General features: G+C 44.7%; 21 protein-coding genes. 13 read left to right on the forward strand and 8 right to left on the reverse strand.

Translation table 11 applies throughout. The annotated features are described in order from the left end of the window. Window positions 1–43: 43 nt before the first annotated feature. Entirely contained in the window at window positions 44–217 is a 174-nt protein-coding gene (locus K7R10_RS01715) for a hypothetical protein (protein WP_224482957.1), read from the reverse strand. Window positions 218–447: 230 nt separating this feature from the next. Between K7R10_RS01715 and fumC the strand changes: the two genes are divergently transcribed. Continuing rightward, on the forward strand, window positions 448–1,845 hold the full coding sequence (fumC, locus tag K7R10_RS01720) for a class II fumarate hydratase (RefSeq protein WP_224482958.1): 1,398 nt from the start codon (window positions 448–450) through the stop codon (window positions 1,843–1,845). Window positions 1,846–1,982: 137 nt separating this feature from the next. On the opposite strand, the gene K7R10_RS01725 is transcribed toward fumC, so the two are convergent. Further along, window positions 1,983–3,176 (reverse strand): acetate/propionate family kinase, encoded by a 1,194-nt coding sequence (locus tag K7R10_RS01725; RefSeq protein WP_224482959.1) that lies wholly within the window; start codon window positions 3,174–3,176, stop codon window positions 1,983–1,985. A 30-nt stretch (window positions 3,177–3,206) separates the two neighbouring features. Then, the gene (pta, locus tag K7R10_RS01730; protein ID WP_224482960.1) at window positions 3,207–5,297 is read right to left on the reverse strand and encodes a phosphate acetyltransferase; all 2,091 of its coding nucleotides are present in this window, start codon (window positions 5,295–5,297) and stop codon (window positions 3,207–3,209) included. Between the two features lie 88 nt (window positions 5,298–5,385). Here pta and hutI point away from each other — a divergent pair, with 88 nt between their 5' ends. After that, window positions 5,386–6,651, forward strand: coding sequence for an imidazolonepropionase (gene hutI / locus K7R10_RS01735; RefSeq protein WP_224482961.1), 1,266 nt, complete (start codon window positions 5,386–5,388; stop codon window positions 6,649–6,651). Window positions 6,652–6,659: 8 nt separating this feature from the next. Here hutI and K7R10_RS01740 read toward each other — a convergent pair whose 3' ends face one another. Together K7R10_RS01740 and K7R10_RS01745 are read right to left on the reverse strand one after the other, a co-directional pair. Then, window positions 6,660–8,462 (reverse strand): PorP/SprF family type IX secretion system membrane protein, encoded by a 1,803-nt coding sequence (locus tag K7R10_RS01740; RefSeq protein WP_224482962.1) that lies wholly within the window; start codon window positions 8,460–8,462, stop codon window positions 6,660–6,662. Between the two features lie 16 nt (window positions 8,463–8,478). Then, window positions 8,479–10,632 carry a T9SS type B sorting domain-containing protein gene (locus K7R10_RS01745; RefSeq protein WP_224482963.1) on the reverse strand — a complete coding sequence of 718 codons (2,154 nt, stop codon included), beginning with the start codon at window positions 10,630–10,632 and terminating at the stop codon, window positions 8,479–8,481. Between the two features lie 221 nt (window positions 10,633–10,853). Between K7R10_RS01745 and K7R10_RS01750 the strand changes: the two genes are divergently transcribed. Continuing rightward, entirely contained in the window at window positions 10,854–11,381 is a 528-nt protein-coding gene (locus K7R10_RS01750; RefSeq protein WP_224482964.1) for a SixA phosphatase family protein, read from the forward strand. Here the strand turns inward: K7R10_RS01750 and K7R10_RS01755 are convergent. Beyond that, window positions 11,378–12,115, reverse strand: a complete 738-nt coding sequence (locus K7R10_RS01755) for a DUF6503 family protein (protein ID WP_224482965.1) — start codon at window positions 12,113–12,115, stop codon at window positions 11,378–11,380. The genes K7R10_RS01750 and K7R10_RS01755 overlap by 4 nt on opposite strands. A gap of 131 nt (window positions 12,116–12,246) precedes the next feature. Here K7R10_RS01755 and smpB point away from each other — a divergent pair, with 131 nt between their 5' ends. Continuing rightward, window positions 12,247–12,708 (forward strand): SsrA-binding protein SmpB, encoded by a 462-nt coding sequence (gene smpB, locus K7R10_RS01760; RefSeq protein WP_224482966.1) that lies wholly within the window; start codon window positions 12,247–12,249, stop codon window positions 12,706–12,708. A gap of 204 nt (window positions 12,709–12,912) precedes the next feature. On the opposite strand, the gene K7R10_RS01765 is transcribed toward smpB, so the two are convergent. Continuing rightward, on the reverse strand, window positions 12,913–13,554 hold the full coding sequence (locus K7R10_RS01765; protein WP_224482967.1) for a protein-L-isoaspartate(D-aspartate) O-methyltransferase: 642 nt from the start codon (window positions 13,552–13,554) through the stop codon (window positions 12,913–12,915). Window positions 13,555–13,702: 148 nt separating this feature from the next. Between K7R10_RS01765 and K7R10_RS01770 the strand changes: the two genes are divergently transcribed. The 8 genes from K7R10_RS01770 to K7R10_RS01805 all read left to right on the forward strand — a co-directional run bounded on the left by K7R10_RS01770 (window position 13,703) and on the right by K7R10_RS01805 (window position 21,605). Further along, window positions 13,703–14,671 (forward strand): Gfo/Idh/MocA family protein, encoded by a 969-nt coding sequence (locus K7R10_RS01770; RefSeq protein WP_224482968.1) that lies wholly within the window; start codon window positions 13,703–13,705, stop codon window positions 14,669–14,671. A 24-nt stretch (window positions 14,672–14,695) separates the two neighbouring features. After that, window positions 14,696–15,586, forward strand: coding sequence for a 3-hydroxyacyl-CoA dehydrogenase family protein (locus K7R10_RS01775; RefSeq protein ID WP_224482969.1), 891 nt, complete (start codon window positions 14,696–14,698; stop codon window positions 15,584–15,586). Between the two features lie 17 nt (window positions 15,587–15,603). Then, a complete protein-coding gene (locus K7R10_RS01780) occupies window positions 15,604–16,827 on the forward strand; it encodes a DUF1015 domain-containing protein (protein WP_224482970.1) in 1,224 nt (407 codons plus the stop codon). A 13-nt stretch (window positions 16,828–16,840) separates the two neighbouring features. Then, window positions 16,841–17,518, forward strand: a complete 678-nt coding sequence (locus K7R10_RS01785) for a YggS family pyridoxal phosphate-dependent enzyme (protein ID WP_224482971.1) — start codon at window positions 16,841–16,843, stop codon at window positions 17,516–17,518. 18 nt (window positions 17,519–17,536) lie between these two features. Beyond that, complete coding sequence (locus K7R10_RS01790; protein WP_224482972.1) at window positions 17,537–18,907, forward strand: exonuclease domain-containing protein; 1,371 nt, start codon at window positions 17,537–17,539, stop codon at window positions 18,905–18,907. A gap of 93 nt (window positions 18,908–19,000) precedes the next feature. Beyond that, a complete protein-coding gene (locus K7R10_RS01795) occupies window positions 19,001–19,843 on the forward strand; it encodes an ion transporter (RefSeq protein WP_224483107.1) in 843 nt (280 codons plus the stop codon). Continuing rightward, on the forward strand, window positions 19,836–20,753 hold the full coding sequence (miaA, locus tag K7R10_RS01800; protein WP_224482973.1) for a tRNA (adenosine(37)-N6)-dimethylallyltransferase MiaA: 918 nt from the start codon (window positions 19,836–19,838) through the stop codon (window positions 20,751–20,753). Before K7R10_RS01795 ends, miaA begins: the two co-directional genes overlap by 8 nt. Before the next feature lie 3 nt (window positions 20,754–20,756). Continuing rightward, window positions 20,757–21,605, forward strand: a complete 849-nt coding sequence (locus K7R10_RS01805) for a pirin family protein (RefSeq protein WP_224482974.1) — start codon at window positions 20,757–20,759, stop codon at window positions 21,603–21,605. A gap of 91 nt (window positions 21,606–21,696) precedes the next feature. Here the strand turns inward: K7R10_RS01805 and K7R10_RS01810 are convergent, their stop codons facing one another. Continuing rightward, window positions 21,697–22,659, reverse strand: a complete 963-nt coding sequence (locus tag K7R10_RS01810) for a hypothetical protein (RefSeq protein ID WP_224482975.1) — start codon at window positions 22,657–22,659, stop codon at window positions 21,697–21,699. Between the two features lie 381 nt (window positions 22,660–23,040). Between K7R10_RS01810 and gnd the strand changes: the two genes are divergently transcribed. Further along, the gene (gnd, locus tag K7R10_RS01815; RefSeq protein ID WP_224482976.1) at window positions 23,041–24,939 is read left to right on the forward strand and encodes an NADP-dependent phosphogluconate dehydrogenase; all 1,899 of its coding nucleotides are present in this window, start codon (window positions 23,041–23,043) and stop codon (window positions 24,937–24,939) included. Window positions 24,940–24,945: the final 6 nt, after the last annotated feature.

Here is a 24,945-nt window from a genome sequence, read left to right on the forward strand (position 1 = left end):
CCGAAGATAAGACACAAAAAAAGGAAGCAAATGCTTCCTTTTTTTATTCTTCTTGTTTTGCCTTTCGGGCTTCTCTTTTCTCCTTGATCATTTCCATGATCGAACCTCCTACCCAGTAAGGAATAACGAAGATTAACAGGAAAATCATCAGCCAGAAGCCGATGGTAAGGATGGTTAAGAAGGCTAAAAAGCCAAGATACTGATCAAATTCAAACATGATTTCCGGAAATTTCTGAATTCGGCTCAAAGATAGTCACATTTTTAGAACTATTCGAAGCGCAACCAAATAAATTTGAATGACCAATCTGGAGATTTACAGATATTCTGTGTTAAGTTGCTGTGACCATACCCTGTAATCAGATAATACGGGGCTACAAACCCTCGAAATATTCATTGGAAATGCTGTTAAAAATGTAAATTTGCCATACAAAAATCAATTGTACACCAATGGAATTCAGAATCGAGAAAGATACGATGGGGGAAGTGGAAGTTCCCGCCGATAAGTTATGGGGTGCTCAAACCGAACGCTCAAGGAATAATTTTAAGATCGGCCAACCGGCTTCTATGCCCATGGAGATCATTTACGGTTTTGCCTACCTGAAAAAGGCAGCCGCTTTTACCAATTGCGAACTCGGGGTGCTACCCGTTGAGAAAAGAGACCTCATCGCAGCTGTGTGTGATGAAATCCTTGAAGGGAAACACGATGAACAATTCCCACTGGTGATCTGGCAAACAGGATCAGGTACCCAGAGTAACATGAACGTGAATGAGGTGATCGCCAACAGGGCTCATCAGCTGGCCGGTAAAAAGATCGGAGAAGGCGATAAGACCCTGCAGCCTAATGATGATGTGAATAAATCACAGTCATCGAACGATACCTTCCCTACCGGAATGCATATCGCTGCCTATAAAATGATCGTTGAAGATACCATACCCGGCATCACCCAGCTGCGAAATACCCTTAAAAAGAAATCAGAAGAGTTCAGAGATGTCGTAAAGATCGGACGAACCCACCTGATGGACGCCACCCCTCTAACCCTCGGCCAGGAATTCTCTGGTTACGTTTCCCAGCTTGATCATGGATTAAAAGCGCTGAACAATACCCTTGACCACCTTTCAGAGCTGGCCCTCGGCGGTACTGCCGTAGGAACCGGTATCAATACGCCGAAGGGATATGCCAAGAGAGTGGCTGAATTTATTGCGAAGTTCACCGGCCTGCCTTTCAGAACTGCTGAAAATAAATTCGAGGCTCTTGCCGCCCACGATGCCATCGTTGAAACACATGGTGCCCTTAAGCAGATCGCGGTTTCTTTGAACAAGATCGCCAATGATATCAGAATGATGGCTTCAGGCCCCCGAAGCGGGATCGGAGAACTTATCATTCCTGCCAATGAACCGGGAAGCTCTATCATGCCCGGAAAGGTGAACCCTACACAATGCGAAGCCCTGACCATGGTATGTGCTCAGGTAATGGGCAATGACGTAGCCATTACCGTAGGAGGTACGCAAGGTCATTACGAGCTCAATGTATTCAAACCTGTCATGGCAGCCAATCTGCTGGAATCTGCGAGACTTATAGGTGATGCCTGTGTTAGTTTTGACGAACATTGTGCCCAGGGAATCAAACCCAATAAAGAAAGAATAAACGAGCTGGTACGAAATTCACTGATGCTGGTGACCGCACTAAATACCAAAATAGGTTACTATAAAGCCGCAGAGATCGCTAACAAAGCTCACGAAGAAGGCACCACGCTGAAAGAGGCGGCTTTGGCATTAGGCCATCTTACAGAAGAAGAATTTGAAGAATGGGTAAAACCTGAAGATATGGTTGGTTCCAACAAATAATCTGCCGGGGGCTTAGCTGTAGAAACAAACCTGACCCCTTCGCTGAAAATCAGAAAAGCACCGTGAACTAACGGTGCTTTTTTTTATTCATTGTTTGGCGCATGATTCCGCTGTAGGATACTGACAGATTCTGTTGATCAGTCTCTCGCCATAATATAGGTCTGTTTGGCTATTTCAAGCTCCTCATTGGTGGGTACTACCAGTACGGCCACTTTAGAGTGCTCTTTGCTGATCACCCGCACCTCTTTTGAACGAATTTCATTCTTGTAGTCTTCCAGCTCTATCCCCAGGTAGTCCATTTTACGACAAACCAGTTCCCGAAGGATATCGCTGTTCTCCCCTATCCCTGCTGTAAAGACAATGGCATCTACCCCATTCATGGCTGCCGCATAGGCACCGATATACTTCTTGATCCGGTAAGCATTCATTTCTAAGGCCAGCTGACAGGCTTCATTCCCTTTCTGAGCTTCCTCCTCTATATCACGAAGATCACTAAAGCCGGTTAATCCCAGCATTCCGCTTTCCTTGTGCAGGATCTCGCTCACCTGCTCTGACGTATATCCGAGGTTTTCTACCAGGTAAAAAATAACAGACTGATCGATATCACCGCTGCGCGTTCCCATGATCAAGCCATTGACGGGTCCGAATCCCAAAGAATGATCGATGCTTTTTCCGTCTTTAACCGCCGTCATACTGCAACCATTTCCCAGGTGAATGCTTATGATCTTAAGTTTGTCTCTTTTCAGATACTCCGTAGCTTTCGTTGTAACATATTTATGACTGATCCCGTGAAAACCGAACACCCTGATGTGATGATCGGAATAGAATTTTTCAGGAATAGCATATTTATGTGCCCGTTCAGGAATACTCTGGTGAAAAGCCGTATCAAAAACAGCTACCTGTACCGCATGCGGGAAAATGGCCTGTGAGACTTCGATTCCTTTATAATTGGGTGGGTTATGCAAAGGCGCCAGTGAAAAAAGATCTTTGATCGCCTGTTTCACCTCATCGTTGATTACGATGGTATCAGAAAACAGGTTACCACCATGCACCACCCTGTGCCCGACTGCATCGATCTCGGCTATGGAACCGATTACCCCGTTATCTTTATCCATCAGCATGCCGGCAACCAGTTTCAGGCCGGTTTCATGATCGGGAATATCGTGCTGAAGACTGATCTTTTCTGCATTACCCGGTGTGAAATGTACGGCAGCCCCTTCAAGACCTATTCTCTCTACAAGGGCGCTGGCAAGCACCTTCTCTGCCGGCATTTTTATGAGTTGAACTTTTATGGAAGAGCTTCCCGAATTAATTACTAAGATCGTCTTCATATTGGTATGATTAGCGTATTTCAAAAATGTTTAAAGCCCCTGAGCCTGTATGGCAGTTATAATCACCGTATTAAAGATGTCATCAGTTGTACAGCCGCGACTCAGATCATTAACAGGTTTGTTGAGTCCCTGCAGCATCGGCCCTATAGCCAGGGCTCCCGTTTCTCTCTGAACGGCCTTATAGGTATTGTTCCCGGTATTCAGGTCAGGAAAGATCAGCACGTTTGCCTGTCCTGCAACCTCAGACTCCGGAAGTTTTTTCAAGCCCACAGTGATATCTACAGCGGCATCATACTGTATAGGGCCTTCCACCTTCAGATCAGGTCGTTTTTCCTTCACGATCTCAGTAGCCCTTCGCACTCGGTCAACATCTTCTCCTTTCCCTGAGGTTCCTGAGGAATAGGAAAGCATGGCTATCTTCGGTTCTATTCCGAAGGCCTTGCTGCTTTCAGCAGATGAGATGGCTATCTCTGCCAGCTGTTCTGCGGAAGGATTGGGGTTGATGGCACAATCTCCAAAAATTGCCACCCTGTCTTCCAGACACATAAAGAAGACCGACGAGACCACAGATACCCCGGGTTTGGTTTTTATAAATTGTAAGGCCGGTCTGATAGTATGTTGGGTGGTATGTACCGCTCCCGACACCATTCCGTCTGCATGGCCCTTATAGATCATCATAGTACCGAAATATGACACATCGGTCATCCAGTCCCTGGCAATATCCATATTCATATTCTTGTGCTTCCGAAGCTCATAAAAGGTCTCCACATAATCTTCGAAACGCTCAGAAGCCACCGGATTCACGATATTCACCTTATTGATATCAAGTGAAAGTGCGAGCTTTTTGATCTTGGCGATCACCTTCTCAGGTTCTCCCAGCAGAGTAATGTCAACGATATCTATAGCTTTGAGACGGGCAGTGGCTTTTAATACTCTTTCATCTTCACCTTCAGGCAGAACGATGTGCATCTTCCTTTTCTGAGCTCTTTTGATCAGTCCGTACTGGAACATTCGCGGTGTGATACCACGGGGTTTGAAGTTTATAAGCCGTTCAGCCACCACATCTATGGAAACATATTTCTCAAAGGTATCGATAGAGGTTTCGATCTTTTGAATACTGTCTGCATAAATATTCGACTTGATATTTCCGATCTTATTGGTCACATTGAAGGTGCCTTCATTAACAGATACGATAGGCACGACCTGGGTCAATCCTTCAATAAGCCTGATAATGGTAGGTTCAGGTATTAGTCCGCCGGTAAGTATGATCCCGGCGATCTTCGGATAATTCAGGGAAATATTGGCCTGTAGGGCTCCCAGTATCAGATCGGCCCTGTCTCCGGGTGTAATCACCAGGCTGTTATCTTTAAGATGAGTGAGGTAGTTTCTGAGTTGCATGGCCCCTACCCCGAAATGACTCACCTGGTTCCCGAGAAACGATTCCCCGAACAAAACCTTTCCCTCCAGGGTATCAACGATCTCTTTCATAGTGGGATCAGCCAGACTTTTGATCATAGGAATAGCGTAAGCCTCAACGTCTTCAGGCAGAAACTCGTTCATCCCCTCAACCGCGATCTCCAGGTTCTTTTTCTCGATCTTATTGGCTATCAGTGCCATTACCTGAACATCTTTCCCGGTAAAGGTCTGATATGCCAGTTCCATACTGCCCATCAGCTCTTCCTTCGTCTTGTCTACACCGCTGGCAACGATAATAGTCGGAAGTGCCAGGTTTTTGGCGATCAGAACATTGACGTCGAATTCAAACACGCTTCCTTCTCCGGAGAAATCTGACCCCTCAACAAGTACAATATCAAAGCTTTCTTCCAGTTGTTTATACTTTTCGATGATCGTATCGATGATCTCACCCGATTCACCTTTGTTCCTTTTCTGTATCACCTCGCTGCGGGTGAAGGCATAGGCCTGGTGCAAAGGGATATCCAGCTTAAAATAAGAAAGTACGGTTTCCAAATGATTATCGTGATCACCGCGATGTCTTTCAACTATAGGTCTGAAGTACCCTACCTTGGTGGTTTTACCCAAAAGAGCTCTCATCAGCCCCAGGGTGATCAATGATTTTCCGCTGTCAGATTCTAATGTTGCAATGTAAATTCCCTTGTTCATAATACCCGTTTAGTGCCTATTCAAAAATACTTTATCTGAAGAAGCTTTCCTAAAATGTTTAATACCTTTACAGTATAATAAAACAGTTATGTCGACGGTTCTCATCAATATTCGTGAATTATTACAGATACGCAGCAAAATGGAACGACCCCTCAGGGGTAATGAGATGTCTATTCTCCCCTCTCTAACTGAGGCTTACCTTAGAATTGACAATGGCAGAATCTCTGATTTTGGGGAAATGCGTTACTACCAGCCACATGAAAATGAAGAGGTTATCGACCTGCAGGGAAAAACGGTACTCCCCGCCTGGTGCGACAGCCATACCCACCTGGTTTTTGCAGGTAACCGCGAACAGGAATTCGTGGACAGGATCAACGGGTTGTCTTATGAAGAGATCGCTTCAAGAGGCGGCGGTATTTTGAATTCTGCGCAAACCCTAAGAGAAACTTCCGAAGAAGAATTATATCTGCAGTCAGCCAAAAGATTGGAACAGGTAATCGCCATGGGAACCGGAGCCATCGAGATCAAGAGCGGTTACGGCCTTACCCGTGAAGCTGAGCTTAAAATGCTTCGGGTCATTGCCCGTTTGAATAAAAACTATCCGGTTACGGTCAAAGCCACCTTTTTAGGTGCACACGCGATTCCTTCTGAATTTAAAAATGATGCAGATGGTTATATCACTTATATGATAGAAGAAGTGCTTCCCGAGGTGGGAGCTGAAAACCTGGCTTCCTTTATCGATATCTTTTGTGAAAAAGGTTATTTCACCGTCGAACAAATGAACAGGTTTCTGGAGGCAGGAGCGAAATACGACCTGCGTCCCAAAGTACACGTCAACCAGTTTAACGCCTTCGGCGCTGTGCCTGCCGCTGTGGAACAGCATGCCCTTTCGGTAGATCATCTTGAGGTCTTGGAAGAAGAAGACCTCCAGGCCCTCTCCAGATCGGAAACAATCGCCACAGCCCTGCCTTTATGTTCTCTTTTTCTCAGTATTCCCTATACTCCCGCCAGAAAGATCATCAAGGCTAATATTCCCCTGGCATTAGCCACTGACTTCAATCCCGGTTCATCTCCCAGTGGAAATATGAATCAGGTGGTTTCCCTGGCATGCATAAAGATGAACATGACTCCTGAAGAAGCGATCAATGCAGCCACCCTGAATGCAGCCTTCGCTATGGGAGTGGAAAATGAAGCAGGTAGTATTACTATCGGGAAAAAAGCGAATTTGATCATCACCGAAGAGATTCCTTCTTACGCCTTCCTTCCTTATGACTTTGGCCACCTGAATATCGCAGAAGTCTGGCTGGAAGGCAAACCGGCAGCCCGGAAGGCAGATGTTATCTTTCAACCGTAATCACGCCTCTATTTAACCCACAGAACCCATTTATCGGCTGTGTAGGTCCCGTTGAAGTCTGATCGCTGCAGTCGTTTTACATTGAGGTAACTGTCTGAACGCGACAGATACACGTAATAATAGTCATTCTTCGGGTGTATAAAGAACTCCGGCTCGAACCCTTTCAGATGCAATTCTTTGACAAAGGCATCGAAATAATGCTTTTTGGAAAATACGTTCACCACGAGGTAGAACCCCTTTTCGATTCCGGCAAAATGATCAATGGTCTTATACTGACTCAGCTCCCCGAAGATCTCTCTGGTTACGACGGTGGAGTCTTTTATCCCGTTCATAAGGGCATTGGCCTCATTTAAGGTTTTCTCCAGAAAGTCTTCGTAGGTGTTATCATGCACGCCGTTCTCGGCGATAACCGGCCCTGCTGTTTGATCGGAATACCCACTTTCTTCCCTTGTTTCATTAGCGGTTACATTAGGCCCCGTGATAGTGGTATCAACCCTGTTAACTGTATAGGATTCTGTGTTATTAGCCGAATTTTCATCTGCTGTTGGTTCCTTTTGCGCCTGAGGATTTAACAATGCCAGAGTCTCCTGTCCCCTTGCGGCTGTTTCGGCCCCGGGTTTCCGCTCATCCTCTGATGAAGAAATTTGAACCTCTTTGGAAGTTCCTTCGGTTATGGTTACGGTTGATTGCTCTTCCATCATAATTTCTGCGGTATGATCACTTCCTCCATAAACGGCATATTTGTCATTAGCTGCCGCGGTTTTCTGCCCGGCAGCCTCCTTTGCCTTACCTGAATTTCCGGATCTTTTTTCAGAAGTGCTTTCCTCATTTTCATCTCCCTCTGCCTTAGCTAGCCTTCCGTTCCTTTTCAAACGATTCTTGCGCATGATCACAGGACCGAGCTCCACAGTAGCCAGCGCTTCTATGGTCGGACCGAAGGCATTATTGGTCTGGGCCGAACCGTTTTCGTAGTTGATCCCGACACTGATACCATCTCCCAGTACAACCCCTATTCCACCGCCAATACCGTAGACACTGTTATAATCAAAGTGCATCCAGCCATAATACGGCAGGTCGATCATTGAATTGATACCATATTGTACCGATTCACCGGGGAGGCTCTTCCCGTAGGCCATGGTTCGCAAGGAAGCATCTTCCATGAAACCCACACCGTATTTAAATTGGTGGGTGTATGCAAACTGGGAAGAAAAGATCTTACCGGAGAACTCGGTAACAGAACGGGCATCATTAAAATTGTAATCAAAGAGGTTCTCAGCATAGACACCGAGGTCAAAACCACCTATACTCAAATTCATACCCGGCATAAATAATAGCAAAAAGTCATCCTGGTTTTCCAAAATAGCGGGATCCGGCTCTGTGGCGTTGATGGCATTCCTGTTCAATCCCCTTCTGAATAGGGTCGTATTTAATCCCATTGCCAATTTTACCTTCTCTGAAAAAGTGACGCTGTAAGCATAATTCAGCAACAAGCCTGAATCGACCAAAAGTCCGAGGTTCTGCTGGTACAGAGCCAGACCGGCACCCGAATTTTCTCCCACCTTACCCGAATAGTTCAGCAAATAGGTTTGTGGTGAATTCTCAATACCCGTCCATTGCACTCTGCTCCAAAAACTCACAGCCTTTGACGATTCTCTTACATAGCTGTAGGTAGGATTCACCAGAGACTTGTTGTATTTGGTCAGGTTATGCTGTCGCCAGTCTATAATGGCGCTATTCGTCATATCCTGTGAATAAAGAAATGCAGAAGCCATAAGAGCTCCGCATAGAAACAGGAGGTTGGCAGGTTTCATAGGTTTCTTTTTTAGGCTAGTTCACAAGAGTTATTGATCCCTTTTTAATGTTCTTACCCTGCTTGTTCAGGAAATAATAATAGATAGGCGTGTCAACATCATGTGAAAGCGATGACTCAGGCCAGTTGTTCTCATATTGATTTGTTTTCAGTACAAGACTACCGTAAGCGTCATAAATAACCACTTCTACTTCGGGATCATCCACGAATTTCTGAGGTAACACCCATCTGTCGTTGATTGAATCGCTGTTAGGACTGATAATATTGGGAATCGAAGTCACCAGGTTTTCTTCAACAGTAACCGTCTTATCAACCACACACTCTCCCAGTGTAATTTCAAGATTATAAATACCGGGCTCTTTAATAGTAAGCAGTGAGGTTTCACTCAGGATATTGCCATCGGCATCTTTCCATAAATAGGAGTCTCCACCCGATGCCATTGCCTCGACCGAGGCATCAGCAGCAAGCGTTATATGTTCTCCCGGATATACATCTATCCCCTGCGGAAGTTCCTTTTTTATCGAAATGGTTTCAGAAAGACGCTCGCATCCGGGTATTTGAATACTTACGCTGTACGCTCCTTCCTCTGCTGCTGTAAGGCTGTTCGTCGCTGTGGTTTCAATCAAATCTCCGTTATAATACCAGGAGTATATCGCTCCCTCTGCCTGGGTGGCTTCGAGCATTGCATCATGGTTGCAATTAAGCGCCCTGGTTTGCAACAAACTGACCTCTCCTGTTCCCAAAAGAAGGTCGATACCATTAGATACGAACAAACTTTCTTTATACCCTACCTGTAGTTCGTACAAACCGTTCTCAGAAAAATGATCGAGGTTCAGTTCAGAGGTGGTTTGCCCGGTCACCTGGGCATCCTTCAGCCATTGAAAAGAAAAATTGTGGTACATCGATGCATCTATCTGTATTTCATCTCCATTGGTAAGAATCCCGCGAAGGGAAGTGAGCAAAAGATTTGTAGCGCTGCTTTCGCAAGCCTTATAGCCGGAAGCTGTATCTACCTGTACCTGAAAATCAGTCGGTTCGTGAACCGTAAAAACCTCAGACGACACCTCTGTCAGGCAGGGCTCTGTCACTACCACTAAGGCGTGATACTTGCCCGGAGCAACAACCCCTATCACCGGTTTATTATCGTATTCAGGCAGGTGTACCCCGTCTCTGTGCCATTTTATCTGAGCTTCTGAACGGCTTATTTCAATTGCCAGGGAGGCTGTATTAGAACCAATGATCACCGACTCAAGACGCGACTTAGTGATAACTTCCAGAGGAGATGAGGGTTCTATACTGACCACCTGAGAAACGGCCGTACAGCCTTCCGGATTCTGAAGTTCCAAATGATAGATTCCGTAAGTATCAGGGCCTGCGCTGATCTCCAGCTGAGGCTGATAGTCAGGAAGATCAATTAACTGTTCTCCGCCTTTATACCACCGGTAGATATAAGACGGGTCATCGACCGATGCAGGTAACAAAAGAGTATCTCCGGAACAGGCGGTAAGTGCCGCCGGACTTTGAATGGAAACATAAAGGGCATTCCCTGCGCTCACCTGCACCACATTTGAGAAAAGCGATCCGGTACAGTCACCCAGATAAGGCTCTACAAAATAATCTCCGGGTTCGTTTACCGCTAACTCGGGGGTTGAGTTTATCGCATAAACCTCATAATCCTTATACCAGATGTATTCATCTGCGATATCTTTATTGAGAACGATAAGGGTTTCTGAATTTTCACATACGCTTGTGGTTTCATAATTATTCAGAATGAGATCTGTATCGGGTACGAACCAGGCGTGAAACGGAGCAGATGAGGGTCCTGTGATCGCGGGTGAAGTCGAACGTAAACGCAGCCTGTACCCTTCTCCTCCAACTGTTTCAGGTAAACCGATGGCCGTGGTGAACGAAAAGGTATTGTTCTGATCGCTTATCGTTTTCAGAACAGTAGCATTGGCAAAGGATCCTTCGGCATCAGACAATTCGATATAAAAGATATTGTCTGCATTAAAACTTTTTTCACTGTAGGTATAGGTCGCTTCAAATGAATTGAAACCGGCGCTTAAACAGGCTGAATTAAAAGCGAGCTCAGGGCTGTTCAGTTGCTGCGCAGACAGCGTGCTGATAACCAGCAAAAACATGACTATCGAGGGGAAAAGCAGGTTTTTCATGGTCTTTTTCTTTTTGGTTGGGGTCAGAAATAATCAGTTTATACAACTAAATATTGATGTATTTTCTGATATTTTTCTATTCCGAATATAGGAAAACAGTTTTACAAACATCGACTAAATACTAATTTTTTCGATGAAATGCACAGTGACAATTTTCGCCGGAGAAGTACAGACGCCAGGGAAGTTTTCTGTATCTTTTTGCCGAAAATTGATTCTGACATATGAAAAACCTCGCCAAACTACTTGTGATTGTTAGTGCCTTTACCATGCTGTTCAGCTGTGAAGAAGGGAATGAACAAAACAAATTCACCCCTGAAAAAACCACCTTCTTTCTTGTCAGGCATGCCGAAAAGGATCGGTCTGATCCTGAAGAAAAAGATCCTGCCCTGACCGATAAAGGCATAAAGCGGGCGGTAAAATGGTCAGAGATATTAAGAGATGTAAAAATTGACGCAGTCTATGCCACCGATTACGAAAGAACCAAATCGACGGCAAAGCCAACAGCAGATGACCAGGGAGTTCCCGTAACGATCTATGATCCCGACTCCCTTGTATTTTTCGATGATTTCGCCGCGAAAAAACCGGGCAATTACCTTGTGGTAGGTCACAGTAACACGATTCCCGTTCTGGCGAATCATCTCACCGGTACCCGAAAGTATTCCCAAATAGATGATCGCAACAATGGTAACCTTTACATAATTACCATTGATAAATCAGGAACACAGGACCTCTTGCTTCATTGCGATTAGCAGTCTGTACAAGGGTTTACTTTCACGTTTTTCAACTCGATCAGTGAAAGCAGTTCAAGAGCGTCTTCCTCGAAAAGACTATCGAGCTCCATCAATGATGCCTCTTTTGAGGCCGGTTTGAAGTTGCGGTAATCCACGAAATCAATACCTCCTATATTTCTTCGGTTATACACTTCCCTGAATCGCATTCCTCCACCGTTCGTATGGTATTCGTATGCCAGGTAATCGACTTTATAGCTTTTTTTATTGATCCAATACAGAAAGACATCTTCGAAGTCTTCACCTCCCCCCTGTTGGTCAAAGGTAACCTTGAGTTTATGGTAAGGCTCGCCCTCAATAACAACCTCGCCGAGGTATTCTTTATTTACGGCCGGATCATTAAGGCCTTTGGGCAAATAAGCAAAGTAATGCACTGAATTCACCGAGTTCCTGTATTTACCGGCGGTGGTATCTTCCAATTCCACCAATTCCCCATCTTTCAATCGCGTAAAGCCCTTATTGTCTATACGATCTGTAATGATCCCTGAAGAATCAGGGATGATGCGTTCCAGCTCAAATTCAGACCCGTCATGAACCGAACGATATGAATATTCCCTGAAATCAAATAAAACTTCTTTCTGATCGAGCTTATCACTTCCGGCTGCTTCAATGGCCCGGTCTACGATCTCCTGAGGATCTTCCTTACAGGAAACCAACATAAGAAGGATAGCGAATAAGGGGGTTATGTATTTCATAAAGCTTCTGTTTAATTCAGGTATTTAGGTCGCAAATATATCATTAAGTTTACATTTTAAGCGAATACCCTGCCTTGGTGAGTAACCCGTTCAGGTGATTCACCCAATTGTTCATACATTTGTTATCGATTATGCAGAAAAACATCAACATCAAAAATAAAAAGGCCCGCTTCGAGTACGAGATACTTGACACCTATGTCGCAGGTATCGTTTTAGCGGGTACCGAGATTAAATCCATACGCGAAGGCAAAGCCTCTATCGCTGAGAGTTTTTGTGAATTCAATGACCGGGGTGAACTTTTTGTCATCAATATGACAATTCAGCAATACAGTCATGCCACCCACTTCAATCACCAGCCAAAGAGCGAGCGTAAATTATTGCTGAATAAGAGAGAACTGAAAAAACTGCACAAAGAAGTAAAGACTTCCGGAACCACTATAGTTCCCTTGAAACTGTTCATCAATGACCGGGGCCTGGCAAAAATGCAGATCGCCCTTGCCAAAGGTAAAAAGCTTTACGACAAAAGAGAGTCGATCAAAGAAAGGGATTCCAAGCGAAACCTCGACCGTATCAAAAAGGCTTATAACAATTAGGTGGTTAGTGGTTAGTGGTTAGTGGTTAGTGGTTAGTGGTTAGTGGTTAAAGTAATGAATCAACTTTTTGCAGTCGGCAGCTGTTTAGAGTATTTATTAACTTGTACACTCCATCACCTCATCACCTCATCACTCCATAACTTCATAACCTCATCACTCCATAACCCCATAACTCCATAACCCCATAACTTCCTACCAGCTACATTAGTTCCGGTCTTCGAGCAGGGGTACAAAGCGAAAGTCTCCGTAGGTCTCTTTCTTGAATTCTTTTTCTGATGTTCTGGTGAAGCGAGTCATGGTCTGAATCTCATCTCCAACCGGGATAACCAGCTTTCCTCCCACCTTAAGCTGTGACATCAGGGGTTTGGGCACGAAAGGAGCTCCTGCGGTTACGATGATCCCGTCGAAAGGAGCCTCATCAGGTAATCCCTTATATCCATCGCCGAAAATGATCTTTTTGGGTTTATACCCGATCTTCGAAAGAAACCGGCTCGTTTTCTTAAAAAGCTCGTTCTGACGTTCTATGGTATACACCTGGGCGCCCATTTCTATCAGTACCGCACATTGGTATCCGCTGCCGGTTCCGATCTCAAGTATCTTGTCGCCCGGCCGAATCTCAAGCAATTGTGTTTGGAAGGCCACGGTATAAGGCTGAGAAATCGTTTGATTGGCAGCAATAGGAAATGCTTTGTCCTGATAGGCATGATCTTCAAAACTGCTGTCCATAAAGAGATGACGGGGTATCGATTTAATGGCCTCGATCACCTTTTTATCAGTTATCCCCTTAGCCGCCACGGTTTTGGCGAGCTGATTACGCATTCCCTGATGTTTTAAGGTATCTTTCACTGAAACTATCTCTTTAACGACATCACAAAATTATAAAATATACCACAAAAACCTCATCATTCAGCCGGCAGATCGTATGGAAAATCTGTCGTGCTTTAGGTTGAAAGAATGCTTCAATAACCGTATTTTTGTTAAAAATTAATCGAATATGCTAAAAGCCGGAGTACTGGGTGCTGGTCATCTGGGTAAGATTCATTTAAAGTTACTGCAACAATCTGACAAATATGAATTGGTAGGTTTTTATGACCCCGATAAAAAAAACGCTAAAAAGGTATCTCAGGAATTCGGCTATAAATACTATGATTCGATTGACGCGCTGATCGATGCCTGTGACATGATCGATATCGTGACTCCTACCCTTTCCCATTACGATTCGGCTGTCAAAGCGATCGAAGCTGGAAAGCACGTCTTCCTCGAAAAACCAATTACCAATACGGTCGATGAAGCACTGGATATCATCAAGAGGGCTAAGGAAAAGAACGTAAAAGGTCAGGTAGGTCATGTGGAGCGATTCAATCCGGCCTTCATGTCTGTCAGGGAAAAACTGGAAAGTCCGATGTTCATCGAAACGCATCGTCTGGCTGAATTCAATCCCAGAGGTACCGATGTTCCGGTAGTACTCGACCTGATGATCCATGACATCGATATTATACTCAGCGTAATCCCTTCTGAAGTCTCCTCTATCGAAGCTTCAGGTGTTTCAGTCATCAGTCAGTCTCCTGACATCGCCAACGCCCGTATTCAATTCGAAAATGGTGCGGTGGCCAACCTCACCGCCAGCAGGATCAGTCTGAAGAACATGCGCAAGTCGCGGTTCTTTCAGCGGGATGCCTATATCTCGGTTGACTTCCTCGAAAAAAAGGTGGAAGTGGTGAAGATGAAAGATGCTCCCGAACAGCCTGATGATTACGCTCTGGTATTACAAAATGCCGAAGGCGAGAAAAAACAGATTTATTTTGAAAACCCGAAAGTTCAGACCAACAACGCCATTCTCGATGAGCTGGAATCATTTGCAACAGCCATTGAGAACAACACCGAACCGGTGGTGACCCTGCAACAGGGCGCTGAGGCACTACGGGTAGCCAAACGCATCGTAGAACTGGTCGAAAAGAAATAATCACATCACTATAAACGACGACAAATGACGAATATCACAGTTATCGGAGCCGGTACCATGGGCAATGGCATAGCACATACTTTCGCCCAGTTCGGCTACCAGGTACATCTTGTTGACATCAGTGAAGATGCTCTGAAAAAAGGGCTCGGTACTATCGAGAAGAACCTTGACCGAATGGTTAAAAAGGAAAGCATCACAGAAACTGACAAAAAACAAACACTGGCTAACATCAAAACACACACCTCCCTGGAGGAAGGAGTAAAAGGTGCTGATCTGGTGGTTGAGGCAGCTACAGAGAATGAAGATCTTAAACTCAAGATCTTTTCACAGTTGGATAAGCTTTGCGATGAATCCACGATTTTAGCCACCAACACCTCCTCGATCTCCATTACCAGGATCGCATCGGTCACAGAAAGACCGGAAAAGGTTATCGGAATGCATTTTATGAATCCGGTACCTATCATGAAACTGGTGGAAGTCATTAAAGGATACAGCACTTCAGAAGAAGTTTTAAACACCATACTGGAGCTCTCAGAAAAACTTAAAAAAGTTCCCGTAACCGTGAACGATTACCCCGGATTCGTGGCCAACCGCATCCTGATGCCCATGATCAATGAATCCATCGAATCCCTTTACAATGGGGTGGCAGGTGTAAAAGAGATCGATACCGTTATGAAATTGGGAATGGCACATCCTATGGGGCCGCTTCAATTGGCAGACTTTATTGGTCTTGATGTATGCTTGTCGATACTCCAGGTTCTTTACGACGGATTTAAGAACCCTAAATATGCTCCATGTCCCCTGCTGGTGAATATGGTGACGGCCGGAAAACTGGGCGTTAAATCCGGAGAAGGCTTCTACGACTACTCAGAATCACGTAAAGCAGAAAAAGTCGCTGATTCTTTTTCAGCATAACTAAATCACAGGAAATCATGAGCCATATCATACCCTTTAAGGCCGTTCGTCCGAGTAAGGATAAGGTACAGCTCGTGGTTTCCCGTTCTTACGAAGACTACCGCAAAAAGGAACTCAAAGCCACCCTGACCTATAATCCGTTTTCCTTTCTGCACATCATCAATCCGGGCTTTAAATTTCATCGTGAAATAGCCGGACCCGAACGTTTTTTACTTGTTAAGAACCGCTTTGATGAATTCAGGGAAGAAGATATCTTCATAAAAGATACGCAACCTTGTTTTTATCTTTATCAGATGCGAACCCGCAATCATGAATTTTGTGGATTTTTCTGTGCGGCAAGCGTGGCAGATTATCGCAATGACGTTATTCGTAAACACGAATCTACCATCAAAGCCAGGGAGATTTTGTTCAAGGACTATCTGAAGACCGTAGGTTTCAACGCCGAACCGGTGCTGCTTACTTACCCGGATCATGAGGGAATTGAGAACATCATGAACGATACCCGGAAAAAACAGCCCGAGTATCATTTTACAACCACTGATAAGATCAATCACCAAATGTGGGTCATAAACGATAAGACCAAAATCGAAGCCATACAGGCTTACGTGAGGGATCTGAGCGTGGTATATATCGCCGACGGACACCACAGGTCTGCTTCTTCCTCTCTTTTATCAGAAGAAATGAAGGAGCTGGATCCGGAAAATGAAAAGTATCATTACTTTATGAGTTATATGATACCGGAGTCGTCACTGCGTATTTTCGAATTCAACAGGATGGTAAAAGATCTGAACGGGCTTTCGGTAGAAGATTTTCTCATCAGACTTGATAAGGTATTCAGAATAGAATTCCGCGGGCAGGAGCCCTATAAGCCCGAACAGCCACATCACTTCTCGATGTATCTCGACGGAAGTTTCTATTCCCTGTATCTGAGAAAGAACTATAACTTCAGTGATCCGCTGAGTGAGCTCGACACCCAGATTTTATATACCGAGGTGCTCAAGCCAGTACTGGGTATTAAAAACCTGAGAAAAAACAACCGGATCGCATACGGTTATGGGAAAGATAACCTGATCAGAATGAAAGAACAGGTAGATAATAAAAAGTTCGCCGTTGGCTTTAACCTCTATCCAGTGTCGGTGGAACAATTGAAAAGAATTGCAGACGCCGGACAGGTAATGCCGCCAAAATCAACTTATATTCAGCCCAAACTGAGAAGCGGACTCACTATATACGAATTTTAAAATCACTCCAACCATGTCGAACATCAAAGAGAACCTGGAAACCTTGTTAAAAGAAATTCCTGAAAACGTGGATCTGGTCGCCGTATCAAAGACCAAGCCCACCGAAGATATCATGGAAGCCTATGACTATGGCCATCGAATCTTCGGGGAAAACAAGGTACAGGAAATGGTCTCTAAATGGGAAGAGCTCCCTAAAGATATCGAATGGCATATGATCGGCCACGTTCAGCGAAATAAAGTCAAATACATGGCACCTTTCGTCAGCCTGATACATGGGGTCGACAGCCTTAAACTACTGAAGGAGATCGAAAAGCAGGGTCGTAAACAGGATCGCGTGATCCCATGTCTGTTACAAATGCATATAGCTTCTGAAGAGACAAAGTTCGGTTTGGATGAAAATGAATTGTTTTCCCTCCTGGAATCAGAACAACTGGCCACTTTTAAGCATGTTTTTATTCGAGGCTTAATGGGAATGGCCACTTTCACTGACGACAGGCAAAAGATCGAAAAAGAATTTCAGTATCTTAAAAAGCTCTACGATCGATTAGGAAATGAATACTATCAGAAAGGAAAGGTAGAGATGCAGGTACTTTCGATGGGCATGAGTGGTGACTACCAGATCGCCATAGAATGTGGCAGCAACATGGTACGTATCGGAAGCAGTATCTTTGGGGAAAGAAATTATAATTAATCATTTGAAGCACCTTATTTGTACGCAATATTAGATATAGAGACCACCGGGGGTAAATACAATGAAGAAGGTATTACAGAGATCGCCATTTACCGGTTCGACGGCCAGCAGGTAACAGATCAGTTCATCAGCCTGGTCAATCCTGAGAAGGAGATACAGCCGTTCGTGGTCAAACTCACCGGGATCAATAACAAAATGCTCCGTACTGCCCCGAAGTTTTACGAGGTTGCCAAACGCATCGTCGAGATCACTGAAGACTGTACCCTGGTAGCTCACAATGCCCAATTCGATTACCGGATACTGAAAACAGAATTCAGAAGGCTGGGCTTTGATTATATGCGTAAAACCCTTTGTACGGTAGAACTCTCTAAAAAACTTATGCCAGAACAGCCCTCCCACAGTCTCGGAAAACTGGTACGCTCTCTGGGGATTCCGGTAAGTGACAGACACCGGGCGAATGGTGATGCCCAGGCCACTCTTAAGCTTTTCAAGGTGCTGCTTGAGAAAGACCGGTCAAAATCTATCATCACCGACATGGTTCGAACGGCATCTACCGGCATTCTATCGCCAAGGCTGCTGGATATCGTGGAACAACTACCCCCTGAGACCGGGGTCTATTATATTCATAATGACGATGGGCAGGTCATTTACATCGGGAAAAGCAACAACCTTAAGAAAAGGGTGAATCAACGATTCACAGGTCACTCCCGGCGATCGAGGGCCATACAAAAGGAGGTAAGGGCTGTAACCTACGAAAAGACCGGAAATGAACTCATCGCTTCACTAAAGGAATATGCCGAAGTGCTTAGCAACAAACCTCGCTACAACAAATCAAAAAGGAAAAGACCTAAAAGATTTGCTTTTCAGTTAGAAACCGACGACCGGGGCTTTTATCATATAAGCATTCATCCTTTAAAAAGAGGAATACCCTCTTATGGAATCTTTAACAGCTTTTTTGAAGCAAGCAATCACCTGAGGTACATTACAGAAGAGTTCGAGCTCTGCCTCAAACTTAACGGTTTGTCTGAAAGTCGTGGCAGTTGTTCAGCTTATCCCGATGGTTTTTGTCATGGTGCCTGTGCCGAAAAAGAGCTGCCGGAAACCTATAACCAAAGAGTAATGGCTGCTTTGAACCGATATGGTATAGGTGAGAATTCATTCGTGCTTTCCCTTAAAGGAAGAACCGTAGACGAAAAAGCTGTGATCTTCGTAAAAGACGGTAAACTGCAAGGTTACGGTTATGCCAATTTGAATTTCCAGGTCGACAACACCAGGATTCTGAAAAGTATTCTCGCACCATTACCCGCAACAGACGAGGCCCATTATATCATCGAATCCTATCTGAGAAAGAACAAGTCTTATAAGTTGGTAAGTGCGCTCTCTGAATAACACAAACAGGAATGAAAATAATTTTCGCTTTAATTCTTGATATTACCATTAAAAAACCAATAACTTTAAGTATTCCCAAAAACTAATCGGAAACTGGAAAACAGCTCTCCAAATACCAACAACTGGCGTGACAAGCTGCACGAAGTCATTTACGAAGCCGATACTCCTGCGGGTAAGGCATTCGATATTGGCCTGATCATCGTTATACTATTTAGCATCGTACTGGTTATGCTTGAAAGCGTTCAGGAGATCGATGAGCAATATCATGACAAACTGATCATGGCTGAATGGGTGGTTACTATCATATTTACCATCGAATACTTCCTGCGTATCATCTGTATCAGAAAACCAAGCAGTTATGTTTTCAGCTTTTACGGTATTATTGACCTGCTATCGACCATCCCGCTCTATCTCTCCTATTTTATCGCAGGCTCTCAGGCTTTACTGGCAGTAAGAGCACTACGGTTATTACGTATATTCAGAATACTGAAACTGGTTCGTTTTCTGGGAGAAGCATCCATGCTGAAAAAAGCCCTGCGTGAAAGCCGTGCAAAAATTACGGTGTTTATCTATACCGTACTTATTCTGTCTGTTATCATGGGAACCCTTATGTACCTTATAGAAAGCAGAGAGGCCGGTTTCACCAGTATCCCCAGAAGTATTTATTGGACCATCGTAACCCTGACCACTGTCGGGTACGGAGATATCGCCCCCCAGACAAATCTGGGCCAGGTGATCGCCACCTTTATTATGATACTCGGTTATGGAATTATTGCCGTTCCGACGGGTATCGTAACCTCTGAAATGGCCAAACAAAAAAACAATAAGGAGGAAGATACCCACCGCAATACACAGGTATGCCGGTATTGTGCCGAAGATAAGCACCTGGAAGAGGCGAAATATTGCCATAAATGCGGAAATTTGCTGCATGAATAAACCCTGTCTCATCACTGTAATCGGTCCCACAGCCATTGGCAAAACTGCTCTGGCTATTGATCTTGCACAACACTTTGGAACAGAGATCATTTCTTCCGATTCCCGGCAATTCTTCAAGGAAATGCGCATCGGTACTGCCGTACCCGAACCGGAAGAACTGCAGGCAGCAACGCACCATTTCATTCAGCACCTGAGCGTGACCGATCCATACAGCGTAGGGGATTTTGAAAGAGATGCCCTGGAACTTCTGGAGGAGCTGTTCAGACATCACGACAAGGTGATCATGGCTGGTGGCAGCGGACTCTACGTTAAGGCCGTTACCGAAGGCCTTGATGATTTTCCCCAGGTAGATAGTCTGATAAGGGAAAAGCTCAACCGAAAATTGGAAAATGAAGGCATTGAAAGCCTGCAATCACAATTGAAAAACCTTGATCCGGATTACTATGAACGCGTAGATCTGAATAATCCGCACCGGCTTATTCGGGCACTGGAGATCAGCCAGGGTACGGGTCGACCCTATTCCTGGTATCTGCAGAATAAGACAAAAGACCGGCCATTTCAATCTCTTCTGGTGGGCCTTACTGCAGATCGTGATGTGATATATGAGCGAATCAACGAACGCGTTGACCTGATGATGGAAAAAGGATTACTGGAAGAAGTCAAGACCCTCAAGTCTCACAGTCAGCTCAACGCCCTGCAAACCGTTGGGTATAAGGAACTGTTTGAGTATCTTGAAGGAAATTGCAGTCTTGATGAGGCCGTAGGTGAGATCAAGAAGAATACACGCAGATTTGCCAAACGCCAGCTGACCTGGTTTCGCAAGCTACCCGATGTACTCTGGTTCGATTACCGCACGCCACGGCAGGATATCATATCGGCAATAGAAGAAAGATTACAACTAAAAGAATGAAAAATGAGAGCCATTAAAAAGATTCACCAGGCAGAATACCGCCCCATAGCAGACCTGGTGACCTATTCTCCACTTCCTACCCGGAATTTATCACAGGTAGATCCCTTTATCTTTTTAAATCACCACGGACTTCAAACCTATCCTCCGAACAATAATGGCCTTCCATTTGGGCCTCATCCACACCGTGGAATGGAGACGGTTACTTTTATAATTGAAGGTGATATTGCCCATTTGGATTCAACAGGTAGCAAAAGTGTTATAGGACCAGGTGGGGTACAATGGATGACCGCCGGATCAGGACTGATCCATGCCGAGGTATCTTCAGAATTATTTAAAAAAGAGGGCGGCGAACTTGAGATTTTACAGCTCTGGTTAAATCTTCCCGCATCTATGAAGATGACGCCCCCGGTTTACAGGGGTTTACAAAAAGAAGATCTGCCTGAATTTGAAACCGATAAGGGAGCCTTTATCAAACCTGTTTCAGGAACATTCGGTCAGCATATAGGGCCGTTCAAAGCCCTTACCAATGTGAGCCTGGCAGAGGTCAGGATCCCGGCTGGTAAAACATTTGAATATGAAGCCCCATCTGAACACAATATATTTTGTTATGTGGTCAGAGGTAAATTAACCATACAGAAAGAAGAGGTGGTCAAAAGGCATCTGGTCGAGTTCGAAAATCAAGAAGGAACCATAAAAATGGAAGCTGCAGAAGACGCATTGGTTCTGTTTGGTCATGCCCAGCCTTTTAACGAGCCCATGGTAGCCAGAGGTCCGTTTGTTATGAACACTGATGAAGAGATCACCCAGGCATACCGCGATTTTCATGAAGGTAAAATGGGTTCCTGGGAATAGCGAACGAACGAATAAAAATTTAAAAAGCCTCCCTGCTGAACAGAGAGGCTTTTTTTTTGCAACATTTAAAACCTAAGAGAGTATATAAGATCTAAGGATTGATCTCTATAGTGAATACTTTCAGCATATTCTTCGATAGAGGATCAGGCACTTCTGATACGAGCGCATACATCCCGGGGTCAAGGTTCAGATCAACGTAGGCCGTACTTCCTTCGGGCATATCCTGGGTACCCCCGATAAATGTTACGGGGGCAGGGGTTTCCAATCCATTGATATCGATCCAGTTCATCCATGCGTTCACCGCCGCAGCATCACCCTCATGTTCCAGTTTTACTACATGAACATCATGACCTAATAAATGTTCATGAGCCTCCTGGTCTTCAAAGAAAACAGCCATGCGTTGCTGACCGGCTTCCGGCTTTCCGTCAATAACAATTCCCTTTTCTTTTGAAATACTTACGGTAAAATCAGCCTCAGGTTCCTCGCTCATATTCCCTGAATCGGTCACAACAAGAGGAGCTCTCATCGGATGAAATACCCCGTCTGTTTTAACATAGCATTCAACTACATAGGTGCCGGGTTCCAGATACAAAGTGGTTCGGGCAGTTTCTCCCGGTGATACCAATCCGACACCACCACTGAAAACAATATTGGAGAACCAGGCAGGTAAGTTTCCGAATTCTTCAAAACCCTTTTCCATTTCCCCGGCTTTAATGAGATCATAAGCATCGTAGAATACCTGAGGCACTTCTTTTGTGAAATCGGTAAAGGTCAATTGCTTTCCTTCGTATACCGGCATACGGTCGACCAGCATAAAATGCGACCAGGGCGATTCGTTCTTGTATTCGAAGGTGGTCCATCCCGACGGAATGGATTCCGGAAGAATAAAGTTCATCCCGGTTGTTTTTACCTTTACAACTGCAGACCCGGGATGTTGAATCTCGTTTTCAACAACCTTAGCCTGGTCGGTGTTCTCATCTTTCTTATTTTCTTTACAACCCACAAAAATCAGCAGGAATGCAGTCATCGACAGAAGGATTAATTTTTTTTTCATCTTAATAAATTTTGGTTTTAGCTTATTTTATTGATTCGATTTGAGGTTATGCAAAAGTTCCCAGGATTGCTGACCACTAAGATGGTATGGATTACGAAAGCATGAAATTCATCCCGTGGATTTTCTGAGGGGGTTTCTTTTGATCACAATAGAGCAAGTGCAACAGAATCAGGGCTGCCATGTCTCAAAAGATAATCTTTCTCATAAAATGGTTTGGTTAGCTGATATTTCCTTCAATATATAAATCAAAAGCTTCAATCCCATATATATATCGGTATATGAGGCTATTATGGGGAAAAATCCCCAGCCAGGTATACCGCGGTCATCAGGACTCATTCAGGGATTAAGAATTTTATATCTTTAAACCTTAAGACTTCTGTTATGAATTTACAACGGCCACAGGCTATCATTCTCATGGGGGTATCAGGATCAGGTAAGACAACCATCGGAAGATTATTATCTGAACGCACCGGTATCCTATATTATGATGCCGACGACTATCATCCTCGTGAGAACATAAATAAAATGAAGAACGGGCAAGCGCTGAATGATGATGACAGATTGCCATGGCTTTCAAAGCTAAATGAACTTCTGAAAGAGAATCTGTCAAAAGATAAAAGCTGCATTCTGGGGTGCTCTGCCCTGCGGCAGTCCTATCGCGATATTCTGACCTCAGGACTCGGCCCCTCATTTAAGTTTATTCATCTGAAGGGTTCATTTGAAACCATTGAGAAGCGGCAGAAAGAACGAAAAGATCATTTCATGCCGGCCAAATTACTGAAATCTCAGTTCGACACACTGGAGGATGCTCCGGAAGCTTTCCAGGTATCTGTAGAAGCCAATCCCGAAGAGCTGGTCAACCTTATTGAAGACCACCTGTTCAACAAAACAGAGTTTGGAATCGTAGGGATAGGAACTATGGGGAAGAGCCTGGCAAGAAATCTTGGCAGGAAACATATTCGACTTTCGCTTTATAACAGGCATGAAGCAGGAAAAGAAGAAAATGTGGCCCGTAATGCGAAAAACTCCTATGCTGAATTAAAAGAAAGTCTTGCTTTCGACGAATTACCCGCTTTTATCACCTCCCTACAAGCCCCCAGGAAAATCCTGCTGATGATACCTGCAGGACCGGTCATAGATTCTGTAATCGATGAGCTTTTACCTCTACTGCAACCCGGTGATGTACTGATCGACGGGGGTAATTCTCATTATCGCGACACTCTGGAACGAAGCCTTAAACTGAGTTCCCTGGGTTATCATTTCATCGGTTGCGGTATCTCGGGAGGAGAACGTGGCGCTCTTGAAGGACCATCCCTAATGCCCGGTGGTGACCTGAAGGCCTACCGAATCATAGCGCCATACTTAAAGGAGGCAGCCGCTAAAGACCGCAATGGTGAGCCTTGCTGCTCGTGGACAGGTGGAGACGGAGCAGGACATTTTGTCAAGATCATTCACAACGGGATCGAATACGGTGAAATGCAGTTGCTGGCTGAGATTTGTACCCTGTTGAAAATCTCAGGGCATGACAATGACGAAATCAGCGCCATACTTTCTGCCTGGAATGATACATTTCTTGAGGGGTATTTACTGAAGATAACAGCCCGGATTTTTGCCTTCAGAGATAAAAAGGGCTGGCTTATTGACCGTATTCTTGATAAGGCGGGCAATAAGGGTACCGGCAGCTGGGCCACAGTTGCTGCAACCGAACTTGGAGTACCTGCAACTATGATCAGCACTGCTTTATTTGAGCGGTATCTTTCATTTTTCAAGGAGCGACGTATGGTACTTTCAAAAAGCTATAATCCTATCATAGAAAAAACAGGATTTGATACTTCCGAAATTAAAAAGGCCTTCAGGGCCGCCCGTCTCATCAATCATGCCCAGGGATTCGAGCTTATCGCCGAAGGTGGTAATAAACATGGTTGGCCATTGAATCTCTCTGAGATCGCCAGGGTATGGACCAATGGCTGTATCATCAGATCAGAACTGATGGAAAGACTGTCAGAGCGACTGAAAGTTCAGGAGGATATCCTGCAACAAACAGAAACCAAAAGCATATTGAACAACACGGCGGGATCCCTGAAAAATACGGTAGCGAGGGCCATCACCTCAGGTGTTTCTGTTCCTGCACTCAGTTCTGCAGCCAATTACCTGAACGGCATTACCACCGCTGAAGGATCGGCAGGTATCATTCAGGCTCAGCGAGACTTTTTCGGCGCACATACCTACCAACTCAAAGACGACCCCAATCAAAATTTTTATCACACCCAATGGGAATAAACTCCG

Origin of the sequence: Robertkochia aurantiaca (assembly GCF_020166495.1) — a bacterium.
Classification (GTDB): Bacteria; Bacteroidota; Bacteroidia; order Flavobacteriales; family Flavobacteriaceae; genus Robertkochia; species Robertkochia aurantiaca.